The following is a 20,567-nucleotide window of genomic DNA, read 5'->3' on the forward strand; positions in this document are numbered from 1 at the left end:
TCTCGCATCTGCGCTGCAGCTCGTCACGGTTCATCGCGGCCAGATCGTCGACGCGCGTAGGCTGACCGCGCGTCCTCCGAATGGACTGATCCGTCATCCAGCACAGCCGGTCCCAGCGCGGCGGCGAGCTTCAGGGCGCAGGTCAGCTCGATCGAGTTCTCGCTGACCTTGCGGCCGAGCAGCTCCTCCGCTTTCTTGACCCGGTAGGCCACGGTGTTCTGGTGCACGTAGAGGTCCTTGGCGACGCGCGAGGCGCTACCGCCCGCGACGAGATAGGCCAGCACGGTGTCGCGCAGCCGCTGGGACGACTCGGCGGCCGAGTCGAGCCGCCCCAGCCGGCTCGCGACGAACGTCCTCGCCCGTGGCAGGTCGGTCGCGAGCAGCGAGACGAGCTCCACGCGCGCGTAGCTCGTGACCGCGGCGGCACCGGCGGGCGCCAACGAGCGGATGCGGGCCGCTTGCAGCGCTTCGACATGCGAGCGGAGGAACCCCCCGACACCCTCCGCAGGCCGCCCGAATGCGATCAGCACGCCCGGGACGGGCTCGTACCGCTCGAGCCGATCCGTCGCAGGCGGATCGAACGAGCCGCACCACAAGTCGAAGCGCGCGGCGCCGGACGGCACGACGAGCGGCTTGCCGATGGCGAGCGTCGCGGCCGCGTCCGCGACGGCGCGTTCGAGCCCGCGAACCTCGCTGGCACCGCTCGATACGCGGAGCGCGACGTGGTGCAGCCGCAGGTCGTAGCCGAGCCGCCGCGAGGCCGCCTCCTCGTCGACCGGCTCGCCGCCCAGGATCGCACGAACCGTCTCCGCGCGCTGCTGGGCCGCGCTGCGCATCATCCGGTCGCGCTCGGTCCCGAACTCATCGACGAGCACGTCGCAGACCTTGTCGACGTAGGCGAACATGAGCGCCGAGCTGTGGTCCTGTCCCGCGGCGAGCTCGCCCGAATCCGCGACGCGATCCTGGAGCGCCTGCGACCACCGCTCCCACAGCCACGCGTGCCCGAGCCGGTAGGAGCGCAGCAGCGCCGCCAGCGGGATGCCGCGGCGCACGATGCCGCGCAAGAACCCCAGCGCATCAGAGGGGACCACCGCGTCGCCGGTGCTCGCTCCGTGCGCCAGCAGCCGCAGCACCTGTCCGACGTTGGCCGACGTGCTGGCGAGCAGCTCCGCCCGCAGCTCGTCGTCGTGCATGACAGCGAGCTCCGGGATGGCCGCGTACAGGTAGTCGGCCATCGCGCGCCCCAGCTCCGGCGTGCGCGGCAGCAGCTCGGCCGCGACCTCCCGCACCACGGGGGTCGTCCGCGCCTGCTCGGCCACGACAGACATCTCCGAGGCCGATCGTACTCCCGCGACGGAGGCCTGACTATGCGAACGCGCTGAGAGCCGCGCCGGCATCAACGCGACCGCAAGCCAATCGCGCCGGCGCGTACCCGCGATCACCGACACACCCCGCAGCGTACGCGCTGGTCTCGCGGCGCGGCCCCCCTTCACAGCGCGCGTGCTTTCAGATCGCCTACGTCGGCTTCGCCACAACCGGCGCGAATCCGGCGGTGCTCGCCGCGTGCTTCGCCGCGGCCGGCGTGGCGATCGGCTGCGTCGAGACGGCCGAGCACGCCGCTGTCGCGGCGCTGGCGCCCGCCGGGCTGCGCGGCTCGGCGTTCGGCCTGCTCGCCGGCGTGCAGAGCTTCGGCAACGTCGCGGCGAGCGGCATCGCCGGCATCCTCTGGACGGCGGTCTCGCCGGCCGCCGGGCTGCTCTTCGCCGCGGCGCTGATGACCGTCGCGCTGATCGCAGGCGCGCGCCGCTAGTAGTGCGCTTCTTGCGCTTTGCGATAGCGCACGGATGAAGACGCGCGCTGACTGTCTGTGCCTCGAAGGCAGCGCGCCACGGCCGCCAGGATCGTCACGCGTGGCGATCTCACTGGACTGCTCCTCGTGGTCCGACGGGGCAGCTTCATGTGGGGCTAGGGCTGGCGGATGGTGCGTCGCATTTCGATGGCCGCGGTCTCCACGCCGTCAGGCATGGCCACCATCGTGCGCCCGACCTCCTCGAAGCCGAACGCGCGGTAGAGCGGCTCGCCGGGGAGCGTCGCCATGAGCACGAGCGACTGAAAGCCTTCCGCGCGAGCGGCGCGCTCGCACGACTCCAAGATCGCGCGGCCGAGGCCCCGGCGGGTCCAGTCGCTGCGCACGAACATCGCGCGCACCCGGGCGGCCTCGCCTGCCGGGTTCAGCAGTCGCTCGTCACCGGGTACCTCGCCGCCATCGGCGTAGAGCCTGGCGCGTCTGCTCCAGCCGCCGCAGGCGACGAGCTCGCCGTTCGCTTCGTGGACGAAATAGGTGCCGTCCTCGATCAACGACATGTCGAGCTGCGCGATGTGGACCACCGCGCTCGCGGTCTGCCGCGCGTCGTAGAAGCGCGGAAACAGTTCTCGCGCTGACATGCGCATCAACGCCTGGATGCGCGCCGCGTCATCCACGACGGCCAGCCGCTGGGGTGCCGCGAGGATCCCCGTCATCGCGAGCTGAGTCTCTCAAAGCGCCGCCCGCCACGACAGTAAGTCTGCTCGAGGTCCCATGCCGGACTCATTGGACGTTGGCGTGCCGGGCTTGCGTCAGGGCGTAGGCCTGCGGCTCCCCGGCGGTGGGTCGAGTGCGGCCGTCGCCTTTAGCGCGAGTCTTGGTGCTCACACCCGATTTTCATGGGGCCGATGATCTAATCCGCCGCGCCGTAGTAATGCGTTGCGGCTGATCATTTATCTCTCGGAGGGGGAACCTTGTCTGACGTCGGACCCGGAGAATCCGGGCGACCTCGTCGTCGCCTGACCACCGTCGCGTTGTGTGCCGCCACGCTGACCGCGGCGGGGGCGGGTGTAATCGCCAACGCCACGGCCGCGACCCCGAGCCCCGCATTGGCGCCGGTGCTCGGCAGTGCCGGTCAGGGCGGTGCGGTGATCGTCTGGCTCAATAACGATCACACCAACCTCAACCTGCGCCGTTCCGCCGGCGCCCGAGTCGCGGCCGCGCACAACGACCAGAAGCCGGTCGTCGCCGCCATCCGTGACAACGGTGGCACCGGCATCGTCCAGCTGGTCAGCGTCAACGCGGTGGCTGCGCACGTATCGGCCGCCGGCGTGGACGCGCTGCGCCGGCTGCCCGCGGTGAAGGAGATCATCCCCGACGCCACCGTGCCGATCGGCGACCCCGCGCCCACCGGGCCGCAGGTCAAGAACGCCAAGATCGTCCCCGACGCGACGGCCCTCAGGGCGAAGAAGGGGTCGAAGTCCGCGACGGCCGACCCCGGGGCCAATCCGTTCCCGACGGCGAACAACTGCGGCACCATCGACAACCCGCTCATCGAGCCCGAAGCGCTGCAGACGATCAACGCGCCGGCGATGACGAACGCCGGCCTGGCCACCGAGCCCGGCCACGGTGTGGTCGTCGCCAACGACGGGATCAGCACCGCGCCGCGCGGCGATCTCGTGGGCAACCCGAACTTCGTCCGCCCGGCTGCCGACGGCGGCGGCAGCGTCGTCATCGGCGCGACGCCGGGCGACACCACCGACAGCACCGACGGCGAGTACTACGGCGACGCCTCGTCGATCGACGCGCAGGGCACGGTCCTGTACCAGTACTCCAAGGAGCTGCCCTACTCCGGCATGCCGGACACTTGCTACTTCAAGCTGGTGGGTGACGCGCCCGGCGCCTCGCTCGTCGACACGAACAGCATCGACACCCCGGAGAGCGCCGCCGGCGACCGCTCGGTGATGAGCGAGTCCGAGCTGCTGGCCGGTATCGACGCCGCGGTGATCAAGAAGCACGCCGACGTCATCAACGAGTCCTACGGGTACTCGAACTCCCCGGGCAGCTACGCCATCCACTATGCGGCGAACGACGCCGCCGTCGATGCCGGCGTGACCGTCGTGGCCTCCTCCGGGGACAGCGGCGTCTCCGGCACGGTGTCCTCCCCTGCCAGCGACCCCAAGATCATCGCGGCCGGCGCGACGAACACCCACCGGCTCAACGCGATGGCCTACGGCTTCGCCGGCTGGGTGAACGACGACATCACCCCGCTCTCGTCCGGTGGGACGACCCCCGACAACAAGCTGGTCGACCTGGTCGCTCCGGGCTACGGCGGCGAGGCCGCCTGCAACCCGCACGGCAGTGACTGCCCGACGAACACGCAGACTGAGGCGTTCGGCGGCACCAGCGAGTCCTCTCCGCTGATCGCGGGCGCGGCTGCGGACGTCATCCAGGCCTACCGTGACTCGCACAACGGCGACAGCCCCTCGCCGGCGCTGGTGAAGCAGCTGCTCGTCAGCACCGCGCGCGACGTCTACGCGCCGGCCGACCAGCAGGGCGCGGGTCAGGTCGACATCGGCGCCGCGGTCGCCGCCGCGCAGCAGACGGCGAACACCACGGTGACGAGCGCCCCGGCGACGAACGGCCTGATCTCGACTCCGACCCAGCTGGACCTGAGCGGGGACGGCGGCTCGACGAGCTTCCAATCGGTGAAGCTGTACAACACGAGCAAGTCGTCAACGACCGTGACGGGGTCCTACCGTGAGCTGGGCCCGGAGCACCAGATCGGCCAGACGGTCACCGAGAACGTCAGCGCCCCGGACCCCGCCCTGCCCGTGCCGGCCGACGGCGCCCAGGCGGCCCCGGACATCACGTTCGACGTGCCGGCCGGCCTCGACCGGCTCGACGCGGACATGATCTGGCCGGACGCGACCAACGGCACGATCCTCAGCTTCATCCTCACCGACCCGACCGGCCGGCTGCGGCAGATCTCCTACGACTACGGCACGGCGTCCGCGACCGCGATCGGCACCGTGCCGAACATCGGGCACGTGGAGGTCGCGAACCCCGAGGCCGGCACCTGGCGGGTGCAGATCAAGTGGGCGAACGGCCGTGCGCACCTGCAGTCGCTGCCCAATGTCCCGGGCACCTACACCGGTCCGGTGAGCTTCAAGGCCTCCGGCCAGAACTGGATCACCTCGCCGGCCGCGCCCACGACGACCATCGCGGCGCACGGGTCGGCGACGATCCCGCTGCAGGTGGCGTTCCCCAACGCGCCGGGTGACCACCCCGAGTCGGTGCAGTTCACCGCCGCCAACGGCGCGACGACCTCGCTCCCGATCGCCCGGCGCACGCTGGTGCCGAGCACCGGTGGCGAGTTCGACACCCAGATCACGAGCACGGTCGGGCGCGGGATCGGCCAGATCAGCACGTTCAACGTCAACGTGCCGGCCGGACGCTCGGACCTGGGCGTCACCGTGACGACCCCGGACACGAGCACGGACGACCCGATGACGCTGTACCTGGTCAACCCGGCAGGGACCTCGGTCGCCACCCACACGACGACGACGGGCAGCCCTCCGAGGACGCGCACGGTGAACGGTGTCCTGTTGACCACCCAGACGGTCAACGGCACGCCGATGCAGACGGCCACCTTCCACGTCGCGAACCCGATGGCGGGGACGTGGGAGATCGACGTCGCGCTCAACCTCACCAGCAGTGGCAAGGAGTTCACCCAGACGGTGGTGGGCGACGTGCTGCCGCAGGCCCCGACGATCACGTCGCCGGCCGGCGGGGCGACGCTCACGAGCACGACCCCGCTCATCTCCGGGACCGGCGTGGCGGGTGACACGGTGACGGTCTCGAACGGCAGCACGGTGGTCTGTACCGCCACCGTCGGTAAGGACGGGACCTGGTCGTGCACCCCGTCGCCGGCCCTGCCGGGCGGCTCGGCGGCGCTGACCGCCACCCAGGCCGACCAGACGGGTAAGGCGTCGGCGGCCTCGGCGCCGGTCGCGATCACAGTGCCGCTGGGGTCGACGAGCAGCACGACCACGGTGTCCGCGACGACGCCGGCGACGCTAGCGCTCTCGCTCGGCGCGCCCGCCTCGTTCGGGGCGCTCACGCCTGGCATCGACAAGACCTATACGGCGGCCACCACGGCCGACGTGGTCAGCTCGGCGGCCGACGCGACGCTGAGCGTCGCCACCCCCGGCCATCTGACCAACGGCGCGTTCAGCCTGCCTGAGCCGCTGCAGGTCTCGCTCTCCAAGAGCAGTTGGTCCGGTCCGGTCTCGAATGACGCGGTGACCGTCGGCCTCACGCAGCACGTCGGTGCGAACGACGCGCTGCGGACCGGCAGTTACAGCCAGACGCTGACCTTCACGCTGTCCACCATTCAGCCCTAGGTCAAACCAACGTGGCCGCCGCCCAAGTGGCGGCGGCCACAACGCCGGCGGCGGAGTTCCGAAAGAACCCGGCAGACGTCCTACATCAGCACGCGACGGGCGAGTGCCACCCGGTTGAATTCGCGATTTGCAGGCGATTCAAGCCGGCAAGCGCGACGCTGCCCGTGCCGGAGGTCGCGGGTTCGAGCCCGTCGCTCCCGTGAGGCGAAGAAGTCCCGCAAACGCGAGCCTTCTTCGTGTGGGGGGCGATGTGATCATTACCTCGTCGGGCGCTGAAGGCTAACGGGGAGATGACCAGCTCGCCCTTGCGGACGCTGGTGACGTTTCGTTAAGCCGGGCGTGAGCCTCAACCCCGCCGACACGAGCTACGGCGAGCAGGTCCTCCAGCCCGCGCTGCACCGCCGTTAGCACGAACACGAGACGTCGTCGTCCCCGAACACCGTCCGCAGCCGCCACTTCGACCGTTGGAGGCGATTCCTCGGGCGGCGGCGCCGACGGCTTGGCGCGACGAGCCGTCGTGACCCGTCCCGGGCTATCGGGCCGCCTACGCGAGCCGGGGTGACACGCCAACCCCGGCAAACGCCTGAGGAGGCACTCAGCGATCCCCCAGCCCCAGTAGACGCCTTGTTTACGCGGGCCGTCGACAGTCAGGGGCATGACTCTCCGAGACCGCCCCTCGCCGACGCTCATCGCCCTCTCGGCCTTGGCCGCCACCGCAGTAGCCATCGCCGCCATCGTCGTCGGCTCTCCCGTTGCGACGGCCGACTCCGGTCGAACGGTCACGGTGGCGCGCGGCGTCATCCAGTCCACGGTCTCCGGCAGCGGCAACCTCGCGCCGGCCAACCAGCTCGAGCTGAACTTCGGCACCAGCGGCGATGTGACGAAGATCTCCGTCGAGGAGGGCGAGCATGTCAGCAAGGGACAGCTGCTGGCCCGGATCGACGACAGCAGCGCGAAGGTCGCCGTCGCGCAGGCTAAGGCCGATCTGGCGAGCGCCGAGGACCAGCAGGCGACCGCGTCGACGAGTACGGCGAGCGCGTCGGCAGCCGCTGCGGTCGACAGCGCGCAGCTCGCGCTCAAGAGCGCCGAGCAGGCGCTTGCCGACACCGCGCTACGCGCGCCCGTCCCGGGTACGGTCACCACGATCGCCGGCGCGGTCGGTGACGCCGTCGGCTCGGGCTCCGGCACGTCGAGCTCCTCCGGGGAATCGTCGAGCGGCACGTCGAGCTCGTCCGGCGCATCGTCTTCGGCCTCCGCCGACGGTGCGGCCACCTCCACCTCCACGACGGGCAGCTCGGGCTTCATCACCCTCGCGCAGCTGAGCCGCCTGAAGATGGACGTCTCCGTCGGCGAGGCCGACGTCGGCAAGATCAAGGTCGGCCAGGCCGCGACCGTGACCGTTGACGCTGTCCCCGGGCTGAAGCTCGCGGGCCACGTCGCGGCGATCGGCGTCCTCTCGTCGTCGTCATCGTCGAGCACCGCCAGCGCCGTGTCCTTCCCCGTGACGATCGCGCTGGACCAGGCGTCCACGACGGCGCGCGCGGGCATGAGCGCATCCGCCGACATCGTCGTGTCGCAGGTCTCCGGCTTGAGCGTGCCGTCCCAGGCGGTGTCGGGATCGGCCGTGATGCTGGTCGAGAACGGCAAGCAGGTCAGGACGCCCGTCCAGACCGGCGTCGCCGGCGACACCACGACGCAGATCGTGAGCGGCGTCAAGGCGGGCGACCAGGTCTACGTGCAGTCGCCCAGCGCCGCAGCCGGCGCGGCGGCGACCGGCTCGGCCTCGGCGAGCGGTCAGCAAGGCGCGCGCCCCGGTCGGGGTGGCGGCGGCTTCGGTGGCGGCGGCTTCGGCGGCGGCGGCTTCGGCGGCGGAGGCCGGGGATGACGCCGCCGGTCATCGACGTGCACGAGGTCTCGAAGACCTACCACGTGACCGACGACATCGTCGTCCGCGCGCTCGACCGCGTGTCGTTGCAGATCGCGCGCGGCGAGTACGTCGCGATCATGGGCACGTCCGGCAGCGGCAAGAGCACGCTGATGCACATCCTCGGCTGCCTTGACGCGCCCACGTCGGGCACCTACAGGCTCGACGGCCACGTCGTACAGGACATCGCGGAGGACGACCTCGCGGACCTGCGCAACCGCCGCATCGGCTTCGTCTTCCAGAGCTTCAACCTCGTGCCACGGACCACCGCCCTGGCCAACGTCGAGCTGCCGCTGGCGTACGCAGGCATATCGCGACCCCTACGTCGGCGGCGCGCGCTGGCGGCGCTGGACGCCGTCGGCATGGCCGACCGCGTCGGCCACCTGCCGTCCGAGCTCTCCGGCGGTCAGCAGCAGCGGGTCGCGGTGGCGCGCGCGCTGGTGACGAATCCGTCGCTGATCCTCGCCGACGAGCCGACCGGCAACCTCGACTCGCGCTCCACCGACGAGGTCCTCGCGATGTTCGAGCGGCTCAACCGAGAAGGCCGCACGGTGGTGCTGATCACCCACGAGCAGGACGTCGCGGAACGCGCCCGGCGCGTGATCCGGCTCGGTGACGGGCACGTCCTCGAGGACCGGCTCGCGGCGGGAGTGGCGGCATGAGCGTCGCAGAGACCCTGCGGATCGCGTTCGGCGGCATCGCCGCGCACAAGCTCCGCTCCGGGCTGACGATCCTCGGGATGACGATCGGCGTGGCGGCCGTGATCATCCTCGTCGCCGTCGGCAACGGCTCCAAGCACGCCGTCCAGGCCGGCATCGACGCGCTCGGCACCAACGTCCTGCTCGTGCAGCCGCAGCTCGGCCCCGGCGGACCCGGCGGCCGCAGCGCCGGCAGCGGGTTCTCACTGACCGCGCAGGACGCCGAGGCGCTGCAGAACGGCTTCGACGCCCCCGACGTCAAGAGCGCCTCCCCGGTCGTCACCGCCTCGAGCGTCACGCTCGTCAACGGCGCCACCAGCTACCAGCCGTCGACGTTCGTCGGCACGACACCGAGCTACGCCGGCGCCCGCGACGACCAGCTCGCCGACGGCGCGATGTTCACCACCGCCGACGTCACCAAGCACGCCCGCGTCGCGGTGATCGGCCCGACGGTCGCGCAGAACCTCTTCGCCGGTCAGAGCGCGATCGGACAGTCGATCCGCGTCGACGGCACGAGCTTCCAGGTCGTCGGCGTGACGAAGTCCAAGGGCTCCAACGGCACCCAGGACCGGGACGACTTCGTGATGGCGCCGATCACAGCGGTCCAGGACGCGCTCACCGGCTACGGCTCACTGAGCTCGATCACCGTCCAGGCTGTCTCCTCGGAGAGGCTCGACGCCGCACAGGCCGAGGTCCAGTCGATCCTCACGGACCGCCACCACGTCACCGACCCCGCCACCCCCGGCTTCCAGGTCCTCAACCAGGGCTCCGTCCTCGCCGTGTCGGACGCGAGCACCAGCGTCTTCACGACACTGCTCGGCGCAGTCGCCGCGATCTCGTTGCTCGTCGGCGGCATCGGGGTGATGAACATCATGCTGGTCACCGTCACCGAGCGCACGCGCGAGATCGGCATCCGCAAGGCGATCGGCGCCCGCCGAGCCGACGTCCTCAAGCAGTTCCTCACCGAGGCGGTGCTCGTCTCGCTGCTCGGCGGGCTGGTGGGCGTCGCCGTCGGCGTCGCGGGCAGCGAGCTCACGATCGCCGGCGTCCAGCCTTCGATCGCCTTGTACTCGGTGTTCCTCGCGTTCGGCGCGGCCGTACTCGCCGGATTGTTCTTCGGCACCTACCCGGCGGCACGCGCCGCCGCGCTCAAACCGATCGACGCCCTGCGCTTCGAATAACCCATGCCACCCATCGGAGTTCTCTTCCCAATGACCGACACGACACTCGACCAATCGACCTGGCTCGACGACGAACAGGAGCTACCGCGCCGCGCGCGCCGCAAGCTCGTGACCCCGGCGACGGCCGCCCTCACCGCCGTGATCATCGCGGCCGCCGGGTTCGCCGGCGGCGTCGAAGCGCAGAAGAGCTCAGGAACCTCACCGACCGCCGGCGCCGCGGGCGCGCGGCAGGGCGGCTTCGCCGCAGGGCCGGCCGGCGCCGCGGGCGCGGTCACGACCGGCCAGGTCAAGAGCAAGGACGGCTCGACGCTCTACGTCACCGGCGCCGACGGCACCACGGTGAAGGTCAAGACGACGAGCAACTCGAAGATCTCACGCGACGCGACCGCCGGCGCCGACGCGATCCACCCTGGCGACACCGTCGTCATCCAGGGCACGACCGGCGCCGACGGCACCGTCACCGCGACCAGCCTCAGCGCGACCGCGAGCGGTGTGAGCGCCGGCCGGCCCGGCGGCGGCGGCGCGTCTCCCGACAGCACCACGTCCAGAGGAATCACGCGATGACACGACGAAGCATCCGTTCCGGGGCGGTCGCCCTGGGCTGCGCAGCGCTGCTCGCCGTCGCCGGCTGCGGCGGCGCCACCACCGCGGCGACGCCGACCCCCACCGGCCAGGGCGCGCAACGGCAGGCCCGCGCCGGTGGCCCGTTCTCTCAGGCCAACATGAGCGCCCTGGCCAAGGAGCTCGGCGTGAGCACCACGCGCCTGCAGCAGGCGCTCGCCGGCGCGCGACCGGCCGGCGCGCCGAACGGCACGCGGCCGAGCGGGCAGCAGGGATCGGGCACGCCGCCGGCGGGCGGCCCTGGAGGCCAGATGGCCGCCAACCTTGCCAAGGCGCTCGACCTGCCCACCGCCAAGGTCCAGCAGGCGTTGGCCAAGGTCATGCCAGGCCGCCCGCAGGGAGCCGCGACCTCGGGCTCCGGCGGGAACTGACCCCGAGCCCCCTGGGCCGGCGTGCCCCGCCGGCCCGAGGGGCGTCGCCGAGCCTCAGGCGGCGCGCGCCGCCGTTCCCAGGCCGAGACCGCTCGCGACGCGCGCGCCCAGTCCGGCGTCCGCGACTCCGCGACGCGGCCCAGCAGGAGCCGTCAGGCGGCGCGCGGCGTACCGGCGAGCCGCGTGCCGACCGTGCCGGCGAGCAGGTCGATCTGCTCGCATCGCGCCTGGCACGGGAAGGCGATGATGTCGTCAGCGCCCGCGGCGGCGAAGGTCTGCACGAGCTCGCGGACGGCCGCAGGGGCCGTCGCGGCGGCGCCGGCCACGCGCGCGGCGAGCGCGTCCCCCTGCCAGGCGTAGTAGCGCAGCCGCTCGCGCCGCGCGTGCTCGGCGGCGCCGGCGCCGAGCGAGAAGAAGAACACGGCGACGATGCGCGGCCGGCCGGCATTCCCGTGGCGCGCCCACGCCTCGGCGAGCATCGCCTTGCCCGCCACGAGGTCGGCCGGATCGCCGACGCCGCCGTCGCCGCGGCCGCCCGCCACCGCGAGCGTCCACCCCGCTCTGTGGCGCGCGACGCGCTCAGCGGCATAGCGCGGGTCGCCGCCGATCAGCAGTTCCGGGCCGCCGGCGCGCACCCGCGCCGGGCCGATCGGCCCGTCGGTGCCGTAGCGCTCACCGGCCCAGATGCGGCGCAACTCGTCGAGCTGCTCGTCGAGCCGGCGGCCGCGGCCCGCGGTCGAGACGCCGGCGACTGCGAAGTCGTCCTCCCGGCCGCCGAGACCGATGCCGACGGTCAGCCGCCCGCCGGACAGCCGATCGAGCGTGGCGGCCTCCTTGGCGAGCAGCGCCGTCGGGCGGACCGGCCCGATCAGCACGGTCGTCATCAGCTCCACCCGCTCCGTGACGGCGGCGGCCGCCGCCAGCGCCAGCAGCGGGTCGTAGGAGTCATAGACGATCCGGTCGATCGTCGCGAGGCTTGCGAACCCCGCCCGCTCCGCGCGGCTCGCCCACTCGGTGATGAGGCCACCGGCGGCACCCGGTACCGCATTGGGCAACCCGATCCCGATGCGCACGCTCGCCATGAGCCCACGCTAGGCCCCGAACGACACCACGGGACGAACGTCAGCGGGGGATATAGACGAAGGTGCCGGGATGCGGGCCGGCCCGGCCGGCCTGCCCGCGGTCGAGCGCCGAGATCCTAGGCCCGCACCGCGGCCGTCGCCTTCTCGGCCAGTGCGATGGCGTCGTCGCGGATGACCTCGTGGTCGCCGACCTGGATCAGCAGCGGCGGAAATCCCGCGAGGTCCTGATTGAGGGGCGACGCGGCCGCCGGATCCCCATGCGGGAGGAACAGCGGCACGTTCAGGAGCACCAGGTCCCGGGTCACGAACCCCTCGTTGGCCGCGTTCGTCCGCCACGACGCTCGCTCGCAGTTGAAGTCCACCAGCGGTGAGATCGCAACCGCCGCCGCCGGGAGCGGATGTCCGCCGTCGAGCAGCGCGGAGATGACGGCGCACACAAGGCCGCCGCCGGCCGACTCGCCGGCGAGGACGACGCCGGCCGGCGGCGTGCCGTTCTCGATCAGCCAGAGATACGCCGCGACGGCGTCCTGGACCATCGCGGGATACGGGTGCTCCGGGGCCAGCCGGTACCTCGGCAGGAGCGCGCGAGCGTGCGCGACGCGGCCCGAGTGCGCCGCCGGCGTAACGGCGACCTCCGGGCTACCGACCACGAAGCCGCCGCCGCCCCCCCCTCATGCGATCGATCCCCTCGTCAGCATCGGAATCCGCCATGGTCACGACCATCCTCGTCTCCCGCGCGGTTGCGAAGCCGCGGAACCGCCTCGGGTGTGCGTCGAGACGGTGAGCGGCCATACGTTGGGCGACTCCGCGCCGAGAGCCGGCCGACGGCGGCACGCTCGTCGCCGCGGACATCCCGATCCTCGGGTTGCGGTCGACCGAGACTCAGGAACTTCCGAGCCTTCCCCGTCAACCTCGTCGCATGACAAATAGAAGACTGAACAGACTCCTCGCCATCGGCGCCACGGTCGTCGTGATCGGAGGCGGCGCCTACGGGGTCGTCGGCGCAACCTCAGGCTCAGCCGGTGCCGGCATGGTGCAGACGGCCAGCGTGGCGGCGACGGCGACACCGGGATCCAACGCCCGGTCCGGACCGGCTGCCGGAGGCGTCGTCGGTACGGTCGCCAGCGTGTCGACGTCGGGCTTCACCGTGTCGACCTCGGCGGGTCAGAAGGTCACCGTCAAGAAGTCGTCTTCCACGAAATATCGGACGGCGACCCGCTCGACCTCGGCAAGTGCCGTTACCAAGGGCAAGCACGTCCTCGTCCTCGGGAAGACCGACGGGACGACTATCACGGCATCGCAGGTCATCGTGCAACCGGCGAGCGGCGGGTCCGCGACGTACTCGCCGTCGAAGGTGATCGCCTTCAAGCGTGGAGCACCGGCCACGTCGAAGCAGGACGGCCAGATCCCGGCGAACTACACCGAGGGCTCGGGGACGATCGTCAGCGGCACGACGGCGAACAAGGCGACCGAAGCCGCACTGGCCGCCTACCCAGGCGGCGTCGTCGACCGCGTCGTCAAGCTCAGCAACGGCGAGTACGAGGTCCACAACATCGGCGTCAGCTGGCCCCACCACATCTTCGTCAGCAAGAGCTTCAAGGTCGTCGGCGCCAACTAGCGTTTGATCATTCCACTCGACCGATCGAAGCCTTCGATTACGATCGGCAATGAATGGATCTCGCGCTCCTTCGCTCGTTCCTCGAGGTCGCGGAGCGGCTGCACTTCGGCCACGCGGCCAACCGGCTGAGCATCAGCCAGCCGACGCTGAGCCATCAGATCCGGCGCTTGGAGGAGTACGTCGGCGCGCCGCTGTTCGATCGGACGAGCCGGAGCGTGCGATTGACCGAGGCGGGACACGCGCTCGTGCCGGAGGCGCGCCGCGTCATGATCGACGTCGAGCGCGCGCTCACCCAGACGCGGACCGCCGCGTCCGGCGGAGCGGGGCACTTGTCGATCGCCTCCATCGGCGCCGGACTGAACAGCCTGATCCCGCTGATCGTCAGGCGGCTGCGCGACCGCGTCCCGGGCGTCGCCGTGCAGATCGTGCAGATGGGCACGCCGGAGCTCTTGAGCCATCTGCGTATGCGGGAGATCGACTTCGGCATCGTACGCTCGGCCGACGGGGCGGCCGGCGTGCGCATCGAGACGCTCGTCGACGAGCCGATGGTCGCGGTGCTGCCGGCCGGTCACCGCCTGGCGCGAGACGCTGCCGTCGTCGCGTCCGACATGCGCGACGAGGACTTCGTGCTGTGGCCGCGCACGTCGAACCCGGTCTTCCACGACCAGGTGCTCGCGCTGTGTCACGCCGAGGGCTTCGTCCCCCGCGTCGTGATGGAGGGGGCGGACATCGAGACCCAGCTCGGACTCGTGAGCGCCGGGATCGGCGTGTCGATGCAGCCCGCCTCGTTCGCCAACCTCGGTCGCAGCGGCGTCGTGTGGCGCCCCCTGCACGGCGAGTCGCCGACCTCGTCACTGCAGATGAGCTGGTGCGAGCCGGTGCGTACGCCGCTGATCCTGATGGCGACGGAGATCGCGCGGGAGCTTGGAGCGGCGTGGACGCTCCCGCAACCGCGGGCCTAGGTCTTTGATGCGCCGATTGCATCGAAGATGTGGATCATTCGATTGGACCGATCGCCGCCTCCGCCGTTACGTTGCCCCAGGTGGACGCGTCACCCACGGTCGCCGAGGCGATCGCCGCCGAGATCGTCCGCGCCGGCGTCGCGCGGGTCTTCGGCTTCCCCGGCGGAGGCGGCAACCTCGACCTGATGGACGCGTTCGGCGCGGCCGGCGTCGAGTTCGTCCTGGCGCGGAGCGAGGGATCCGCGGCGCTGATGGGTTGCGCGCACGCGGAGCTGACAGGCCGGCCCGCCGTCGTCGTCGTCGGGAGCGGCCCGGGACTCGCGAGCGTGGTCAACGGCGTCGCCAATGCTCACCTCGACCGCGTGCCGCTGGTCGTGATCTCCGATCGGCAGACGGACGCTGAGGCTGCCACGACGGGGCATCAGCTGCTCGACCAGCGCGCGCTGCTCGCGCCCGTCACGAAATGGGGGACGACGCTCCAGTCCGCGGGCGCGGCGAGCAGCATGCGCCGCGCGCTCGGGGTCGCGTCGGCGTACCCGCGCGGCCCGGTGCACCTCGATCTCCCACGGGCGACGGCGGGCGAGCCCGCCCGCCCGGGGCCTGAGCCCGAGCTCCAGCCGGGCGCCGTCACCGCCGACCTCGACGCGATCGCGACCGGCTTGGGCGCAGCTGAGCGGCCGCTGCTCCTGATCGGGCTGGAGGCGGCCCGCGGCGTCGATCAGCGCGACGTCGTCGAGCTGGTGCGAAGGCTCCGCTGTCCCGTCCTGACCACGTACAAGGCGAAAGGCGTCGTCCCCGAGAGCGACGGCGCGTGGGCCGGAATCCTCAGCGGCGGCGAGCTCGAGCGCCCGCTGCTGGAGCGCGCGGACGCGCTGCTCGGCGTCGGCCTGGACCCCGTCGAGCTGCTGACCAAGCCGTGGCCGTATGAAGCGCCCTTCTACGCGCTGCGCGAGGCCGGGCTCGGGGACGAGTACTTCGCTCCGGCGGCGTCGGCGGCCGGAGCGCTCGGCGAGCTCGCCGCGCAGCTCTGGCGGGCGCTTCCGGAGCGGACCACCGGCACCTGGACGCGCGCGGAGATCGAGCGGTGCCGCGACGGCGTGCTGCCCGCGCTCGACATCCGTGCCGACCACCTCAACGCCGGCGCCGTCGTCGACATCGTCCGCCGCCACGCTCCCGACGCGATCGTCGCCGTCGACGCAGGCGCGCACATGCTGCCCGTCACCACGACCTGGCGGGTCGAGCGACCCGGGCGCTTCCTCATCTCCAACGGCCTGGCGACGATGGGCTTCGCGGTTCCCGCCGCGATCGCCGCCGCCGCCCTGGATCGGGACGCGGTCGTGGTCGCGTTCACCGGCGACGGCGGCCTCGCATACAACCTCGCCGAGCTCGAGACCGCCCGGCGGCTCGGCGTCCGCGTCGTCGTGGTCGTCTTCAACGATTCGAGCCTGAGCCTGATCCGGATCAAGCTCCAGGCCACAGGGCGCCCGGGAACTTCGCTGGACCTCGCCGAGACCGACTTCTCGGCGCTGGCGCGCGGCTTCGGGTGCGAGGGGGAGATCGCGCGCACGCCGCAAGAGCTGTCGGACGCGATGGCTCGCGCCCTCGCCCGCGAGCACAGCACGGTCCTCGACGCCCGGCTGTCCGGCCTCGAGTACGGACCGCTGCTGAAGGTCATCCGCGGGTGACCGCCGCTCGCTCGTGGCGTCCGGCGTGCGAGGATGCGCACGTGCTCGCGTCGCCAGGCGCTGAATCGACTGTGGCGGAGGGCGACGAGCTGGTCGCGTTCCTGTACGCCGACCTCTCGGGGCTGAATCGGGGGAGAGCGGTCCCGCTGCGCAATCTCGAGCGCAGCCTCCGAACCGGCGTCGGCTGGGTCCCCGCGGACCAGGCGATCACCGTCCTCGGACCGCTCGCGGAGCCGAACCCGTGGGGTTCGCTCGGGGACCTGCGGCTGGTGCCGGACCCCGAGACGCGCACCAGGGTGGACCTGTGGCCGGACCTGCCGCCGCTGCACTTCATGCTCTGCGATGCGCTCGACCTCGACGGCGAACCGTGGGATGCGTGCCCGCGCTTCCTGTTGCGGGGCGCGCTCGAGCGGCTCGAGCGCGAGACCGGCCTGCGGCTGTGGGCCGCGTTCGAGCACGAGTTCGTGCTGCAGGGACACAGCCCCGCGCCGCCGCCGGCGTTCAGCATGGAGGCGCTGCGGCTGGCGGAGCCGATGGGCACGCAGGTCGCGGCCGCCCTTCGGCTCGCGGGCCTCCATCTGGAGAACTTCCTGCCCGAGTACGGCGACGACCAGTTCGAGGTCACCGTCGCCCCGCGCACGGCGCTCGCGGCGGCCGACGCGGCCTCGATCGTCCGCGAGCTCGTGCGCGAGATCGCGCGCCGTCGCGGCTGGCGCGCGAGCTTCGCGCCGCTCATGCGCCCCGACGGCTCGGGCAACGGCGTGCACGTACACATGAGCTTCCGCGACGCCGACGGCGCGCCCGCCACCCACGACCACGAGCGCCCAGGCGGGCTCAGCCTCGTCGCCGGCCGGTTCGCCGCCGGGGTGCTGGCGCACCTGCCGGCGATCTGCGCGGCCGGCGCCCCGACGCCGGTGTCCTACCTGCGGCTCGTGCCGCACCGCTGGAGCGCCGGCGCGGCCTGCCTCGCGGCGGGCAACCGCGAGGCCGTGCTGCGCATCCCCACACCGACGGCCTTCGGCGGCGCCGATCCGGCCGCCCAGGCACGCCTGGAGCTCCGCGCCGCCGACGGCGCGTGCTCGCCGCACCTCCTGCTGGCGCTCGTCGTGCTCGCCGGGCTCGCGGGCATCCGTGAGCGGCTCGAGCCCCCTCCGGTGGTCATTGGCGACTTCTACTCGCTGCCCGAGGATGAGCTGCGCCGGCTCGCGATCGGCCGGATGCCCGGCTCGCTGGCTGAGGCGGTCGACGGGTTCGAAACCGACGCGGTCGTCCAGACCGCGGTGCCGCGTGACCTGCGCGACGCCTACGCGGCGATGAAGCGCACCGAGATCGCCCTGCTCGAGGCGAGCTCGGACGAGGAAGGCTGCGCGCGCTATGCGCGCATCTACTGACACGGCCGCCGAGCTGCTCGGCCGGCTGCTGGAGGCGCTCGAGCCCGAGCTCGCGGCCGCCGAGGCGCTGCGCGAGCGCCTCCACGCCCGCCCGGAGCTGGCCCACGCCGAGCACGAGACCGCCGCCACGGTGCTCGCGGCGCTCGAGGCCGACGATGCCGAGCGCGTGGTCGGCACGGGAATCCTGGCGCGGCTCGGTCCGCGTGGCGGAGGAGCCGTGGCGCTGCGCGCGGAGCTGGATGCCCTGGCGCTGACCGAGCGCACCGGCGCAGCGTTCGCCGCGAGCCCCGGCGCGATGCACGCGTGCGGGCACGACGTGCACATGGCCGCGCTCGTCGCGCTGTTCCGCGCCGCGCGGCGCGTGGAGGACACGCTGCCCGCACCGCTGGTGGCGATCTTCCAGCCGAGCGAGGAGGACTATCCCTCGGGCGCGGTGCGGCTGATCTCGGAGGGCGGGCTGGAAGCCGTCGAGACCGTCGTCGCGGCGCACGTGCATCCCGAAGTCGCGCCCGGCGCCGTCACGGCCGACGACGGGCCGGTCAACGCGTCGTCGGACAACTTCCTGGTCGTGATCGAGGGTCACGGCGGCCACGCCGCGTACCCGCACGCGACGCGCGACCCCGTGGTCGTGCTGGCAGAGGTCGTGGTCGCGCTCCAGACGCTCGTCGCGCGCACCGTCGACCCGCTGCACAGCGCGGTGCTCAGCGTCACGCGGCTGATGGCGGGCACGGCCGAGAACGTCGTGCCGGAAGAGGCTCGCGCCGCGGGCACGCTGCGGGCGCTCCAGCCCGAGGTCAGGCCGCAGCTCAAGGAGCGGCTACGCGAGCTCGTCGAGCACGTCGCGGCTGCGCACGGCTGCGCGGGACGCGTCGAGCTGACCGAAGGCGAGCCGGCGATCGTCAACGACCCGCACCTGACCGCCCGCGTGCGGCCGCTGCTCGTCGCGGCCGGACTGCCGGTGGCGTCGCCGATGCGCTCGTGCGGCTCCGACGACTTCGGCATGTTCGGGGCGGCCGCCCGACTGCTCTTGCTCTTCGTCGGCTTCGAGCTCGCGCCCGGAGCGCCACGCGTGCCGCTGCACCATCCGCGCTTCCTGCCCGCGACGGCGACGGTGCGGCCCGTCGCGCGCGCCCTCGCCGCCGCCTATGCGGCGGCGGCGAGCGGCTCGCTGCCGTTGTCCCAGTCGCGCAGCTCGTAGCCGTCGGCCTCCAGCTGCGCCCGCAGCGCGCCGGCCTCCTCCCTGCGGCACACACACAGCACCCCGCCCTCGCGGCCGTCGCGCCGCTCGAGCGCCGCGGCGACGGCCGCCGGCGGCTGCAGGTGCAACCCGTTCCAGCCGAGCGAGCGGTACGTGTCGCGAATGCCGACGAGCGTGCCGCCCGCGCCGCGGACGAGCAGGGAGAGCGAGACGAAGTGTCCCTCGTCCCACTCGCACGGCGGCCCCTCGACCGCCTCTCCGGCGAGCACCGAGAACAGCAGCGTGGGCGAGGGATGCGTCGCCCACAGCGGCCCGGTGCGCAAGTTGGCGACCAGCACCGCGTCGGGTGCGAGATCGAGCGCGCGCTCCATCAGTCCGGTCACGGTGGCGGCGGTCCACGGGCCCGCCACCGGCACCGCCGTCAGCGTCCCGCCCGAGATCCGCTCGACCGCGCCGCCCAGCGGCGGGGCCGCGGTCCCCGCGGTGCCGGGATCGTCAGCGAAGGGCAGCTCGAGCCGGTAGTCCGCGCGAGAGCGCTCGCCCGGAGGGACCCACTGCAGCGGGTCGCCTTCGGCAAGGGTGGTTCCCGCCTCTCGGGCGACGAGGTCCTGGTCGACCGGCTCGCCCTCATGCTCGCGCACCCCGTGGGCCCGCAGCGCCAGGCAGGTCCAGAACGCGCCGCACAGCTGATCCTTCTGCGGCAGCTCGGCGTCGTGCTCGGCCGCGATCGCGGCGGGGCCGTGGACGCGGACGTCGGCGGCGTCAGGCATCAGGTGCGCACTCCTTCGTGATGCAGCAGCGGCTCATAGAGCTCCGGGCGGCGGTCGGCGAACAGCCGCACCGAATACGGCCCGTCGCCGGGCTCCTTGGTCTTCGCGCGCGCGAGCTCGAGATCGAGGTCGGCGACCACCAGCGCCTCGTCGGCGCCGGCCTCGGCGAACCGGCGGCCGAGCGGGTCGACGATCTGGCTCCAACCGAAGAACGACACCCCGCCTTCGTCGCCGCAGCGGTTGGCCGTAAGGAAGAAGACCGCGTTCTCGGCGGCTCGCGCGCGCGTGATGAACTCCGCGATCTCGCGCGCCTGCGACGGCGAGTTGGTCGGATGGGCGATCACGTCGGCGCCCTGCAGCGCGAGGATGCGAGTGACCTCCGGGAAGCGCCAGTCGTAACAGATCTGGATCCCGATCCGGCCGATCGGGGTGTCGAAGGCCTCGTAGGCATCGTCGCCGGGCACGGTGAAGCAGTCGACACCGACGCAGGCCACGTGCGACTTGCGATAGCGCCCGATCAGCCCGTCCGGCCCGATCAGCGCGGCGGTGTTGCGCAGTCGGTCGCCGTCACGCTCGAGCAGCCCGATCACGCAATGGACCCCGGTGCGCGCGCAGGCCGCGGCGAGCGCGTCCGTGGACGGTCCCGGCACGGGCTCGGCGAAGCGCATCGCGGTCTCGGCGTCGGTGAACATGTACCCGCTGAGCGCGCATTCCGGGAACACCAGCAGGTCGCAGCCGGCGTCGGCGCCGGCCTGGATCCGCGCGATGCAGGTCGCGAGGTTCCCCGCCACGTCCCCGAGCCTGGGGTTGGTCTGCACGACGGCGGCGCGCATCGAGGCACGCGATCCTACTCCGG

Annotated in this window: 18 protein-coding genes; 12 read left to right on the forward strand and 6 right to left on the reverse strand. The window is 72.4% G+C overall.

Going from position 1 to position 20,567, the window contains the following annotated elements; translation table 11 throughout:
* Positions 1–23: 23 nt before the first annotated feature.
* Positions 24–1,328, reverse strand: a complete 1,305-nt coding sequence (locus H958_RS0121715) for a PucR family transcriptional regulator (protein ID WP_156028134.1) — start codon at positions 1,326–1,328, stop codon at positions 24–26.
* Between the two features lie 224 nt (positions 1,329–1,552).
* Here H958_RS0121715 and H958_RS0121720 point away from each other — a divergent pair, with 224 nt between their 5' ends.
* A complete protein-coding gene (locus tag H958_RS0121720) occupies positions 1,553–1,810 on the forward strand; it encodes a hypothetical protein (protein WP_028060190.1) in 258 nt (85 codons plus the stop codon).
* A gap of 155 nt (positions 1,811–1,965) precedes the next feature.
* Here the strand turns inward: H958_RS0121720 and H958_RS0121725 are convergent, their stop codons facing one another.
* Positions 1,966–2,520, reverse strand: a complete 555-nt coding sequence (locus tag H958_RS0121725; RefSeq protein WP_028060191.1) for a GNAT family N-acetyltransferase — start codon at positions 2,518–2,520, stop codon at positions 1,966–1,968.
* 402 nt (positions 2,521–2,922) lie between these two features.
* Here H958_RS0121725 and H958_RS0121730 point away from each other — a divergent pair, with 402 nt between their 5' ends.
* The 6 genes from H958_RS0121730 (at position 2,923) to H958_RS0121755 (ending at position 11,005) form a co-directional block, all read left to right on the forward strand.
* Positions 2,923–6,210, forward strand: coding sequence for a S8 family serine peptidase (locus H958_RS0121730; protein WP_156028135.1), 3,288 nt, complete (start codon positions 2,923–2,925; stop codon positions 6,208–6,210).
* A gap of 655 nt (positions 6,211–6,865) precedes the next feature.
* Positions 6,866–8,095: an efflux RND transporter periplasmic adaptor subunit gene (locus H958_RS0121735; protein ID WP_028060193.1), complete on the forward strand. Its 1,230-nt coding sequence runs from the start codon at positions 6,866–6,868 to the stop codon at positions 8,093–8,095.
* A complete protein-coding gene (locus H958_RS0121740) occupies positions 8,092–8,796 on the forward strand; it encodes an ABC transporter ATP-binding protein (RefSeq protein ID WP_028060194.1) in 705 nt (234 codons plus the stop codon). The genes H958_RS0121735 and H958_RS0121740 overlap by 4 nt, the downstream gene beginning before the upstream one ends.
* Complete coding sequence (locus H958_RS0121745; protein WP_028060195.1) at positions 8,793–10,013, forward strand: ABC transporter permease; 1,221 nt, start codon at positions 8,793–8,795, stop codon at positions 10,011–10,013. The genes H958_RS0121740 and H958_RS0121745 overlap by 4 nt, the downstream gene beginning before the upstream one ends.
* A gap of 30 nt (positions 10,014–10,043) precedes the next feature.
* Entirely contained in the window at positions 10,044–10,577 is a 534-nt protein-coding gene (locus H958_RS43855; protein ID WP_051324649.1) for a DUF5666 domain-containing protein, read from the forward strand.
* A complete protein-coding gene (locus H958_RS0121755; RefSeq protein WP_028060196.1) occupies positions 10,574–11,005 on the forward strand; it encodes a hypothetical protein in 432 nt (143 codons plus the stop codon). Before H958_RS43855 ends, H958_RS0121755 begins: the two co-directional genes overlap by 4 nt.
* A 152-nt stretch (positions 11,006–11,157) precedes the next feature.
* Here the strand turns inward: H958_RS0121755 and H958_RS0121760 are convergent, their stop codons facing one another.
* Positions 11,158–12,087, reverse strand: coding sequence for an LLM class flavin-dependent oxidoreductase (locus H958_RS0121760; RefSeq protein ID WP_051324650.1), 930 nt, complete (start codon positions 12,085–12,087; stop codon positions 11,158–11,160).
* Between the two features lie 116 nt (positions 12,088–12,203).
* Positions 12,204–12,737: an alpha/beta hydrolase fold domain-containing protein gene (locus H958_RS39435; RefSeq protein WP_051324651.1), complete on the reverse strand. Its 534-nt coding sequence runs from the start codon at positions 12,735–12,737 to the stop codon at positions 12,204–12,206.
* Positions 12,738–12,952: 215 nt separating this feature from the next.
* Between H958_RS39435 and H958_RS46555 the strand changes: the two genes are divergently transcribed.
* The 5 genes from H958_RS46555 to H958_RS39445 all read left to right on the forward strand — a co-directional run bounded on the left by H958_RS46555 (position 12,953) and on the right by H958_RS39445 (position 18,941).
* The gene (locus H958_RS46555) at positions 12,953–13,705 is read left to right on the forward strand and encodes a preprotein translocase subunit YajC (RefSeq protein WP_156028136.1); all 753 of its coding nucleotides are present in this window, start codon (positions 12,953–12,955) and stop codon (positions 13,703–13,705) included.
* A gap of 53 nt (positions 13,706–13,758) precedes the next feature.
* The gene (locus H958_RS39440; protein ID WP_051324652.1) at positions 13,759–14,667 is read left to right on the forward strand and encodes a LysR family transcriptional regulator; all 909 of its coding nucleotides are present in this window, start codon (positions 13,759–13,761) and stop codon (positions 14,665–14,667) included.
* An 80-nt stretch (positions 14,668–14,747) separates the two neighbouring features.
* Complete coding sequence (locus H958_RS0121790; protein WP_028060200.1) at positions 14,748–16,352, forward strand: thiamine pyrophosphate-binding protein; 1,605 nt, start codon at positions 14,748–14,750, stop codon at positions 16,350–16,352.
* Positions 16,349–17,743 (forward strand): type I glutamate--ammonia ligase, encoded by a 1,395-nt coding sequence (locus tag H958_RS0121795; RefSeq protein ID WP_196807485.1) that lies wholly within the window; start codon positions 16,349–16,351, stop codon positions 17,741–17,743. Before H958_RS0121790 ends, H958_RS0121795 begins: the two co-directional genes overlap by 4 nt.
* On the forward strand, positions 17,727–18,941 hold the full coding sequence (locus H958_RS39445; protein ID WP_051324653.1) for a M20 metallopeptidase family protein: 1,215 nt from the start codon (positions 17,727–17,729) through the stop codon (positions 18,939–18,941). Before H958_RS0121795 ends, H958_RS39445 begins: the two co-directional genes overlap by 17 nt.
* Here the strand turns inward: H958_RS39445 and H958_RS0121805 are convergent.
* The gene (locus tag H958_RS0121805; protein ID WP_028060202.1) at positions 18,887–19,711 is read right to left on the reverse strand and encodes a DUF6885 family protein; all 825 of its coding nucleotides are present in this window, start codon (positions 19,709–19,711) and stop codon (positions 18,887–18,889) included. The genes H958_RS39445 and H958_RS0121805 overlap by 55 nt on opposite strands.
* Positions 19,711–20,544: a carbon-nitrogen hydrolase family protein gene (locus H958_RS39450; protein ID WP_051324654.1), complete on the reverse strand. Its 834-nt coding sequence runs from the start codon at positions 20,542–20,544 to the stop codon at positions 19,711–19,713. The genes H958_RS0121805 and H958_RS39450 overlap by 1 nt, the downstream gene beginning before the upstream one ends.
* Between the last annotated feature and the right edge of the window lie 23 nt (positions 20,545–20,567).

The sequence above is a fragment of the Candidatus Solirubrobacter pratensis genome (assembly GCF_000425945.1).
In the GTDB taxonomy this organism is placed as follows: domain Bacteria; phylum Actinomycetota; class Thermoleophilia; order Solirubrobacterales; family Solirubrobacteraceae; genus Solirubrobacter; species Solirubrobacter pratensis.

Excerpts from the sequence above, each read along its gene's own strand:
- H958_RS0121715 (WP_156028134.1), bottom strand. The coding sequence starts at position 1,328 with ATGTCTGTCGTGGCCGAGCAGGCGCGGACGACCCCCGTGGTGCGGGAG.
- H958_RS0121725 (WP_028060191.1), bottom strand. The coding sequence starts at position 2,520 with ATGACGGGGATCCTCGCGGCACCCCAGCGGCTGGCCGTCGTGGATGAC.
- H958_RS0121735 (WP_028060193.1), top strand. The coding sequence starts at position 6,866 with ATGACTCTCCGAGACCGCCCCTCGCCGACGCTCATCGCCCTCTCGGCC.
- H958_RS0121740 (WP_028060194.1), top strand. The coding sequence starts at position 8,092 with ATGACGCCGCCGGTCATCGACGTGCACGAGGTCTCGAAGACCTACCAC.
- H958_RS0121745 (WP_028060195.1), top strand. The coding sequence starts at position 8,793 with ATGAGCGTCGCAGAGACCCTGCGGATCGCGTTCGGCGGCATCGCCGCG.
- H958_RS43855 (WP_051324649.1), top strand. The coding sequence starts at position 10,044 with ATGACCGACACGACACTCGACCAATCGACCTGGCTCGACGACGAACAG.
- H958_RS0121755 (WP_028060196.1), top strand. The coding sequence starts at position 10,574 with ATGACACGACGAAGCATCCGTTCCGGGGCGGTCGCCCTGGGCTGCGCA.
- H958_RS0121760 (WP_051324650.1), bottom strand. The coding sequence starts at position 12,087 with ATGGCGAGCGTGCGCATCGGGATCGGGTTGCCCAATGCGGTACCGGGT.
- H958_RS39440 (WP_051324652.1), top strand. The coding sequence starts at position 13,759 with ATGGATCTCGCGCTCCTTCGCTCGTTCCTCGAGGTCGCGGAGCGGCTG.
- H958_RS39445 (WP_051324653.1), top strand. The coding sequence starts at position 17,727 with ATGCGCGCATCTACTGACACGGCCGCCGAGCTGCTCGGCCGGCTGCTG.
- H958_RS0121805 (WP_028060202.1), bottom strand. The coding sequence starts at position 19,711 with ATGCCTGACGCCGCCGACGTCCGCGTCCACGGCCCCGCCGCGATCGCG.
- H958_RS39450 (WP_051324654.1), bottom strand. The coding sequence starts at position 20,544 with ATGCGCGCCGCCGTCGTGCAGACCAACCCCAGGCTCGGGGACGTGGCG.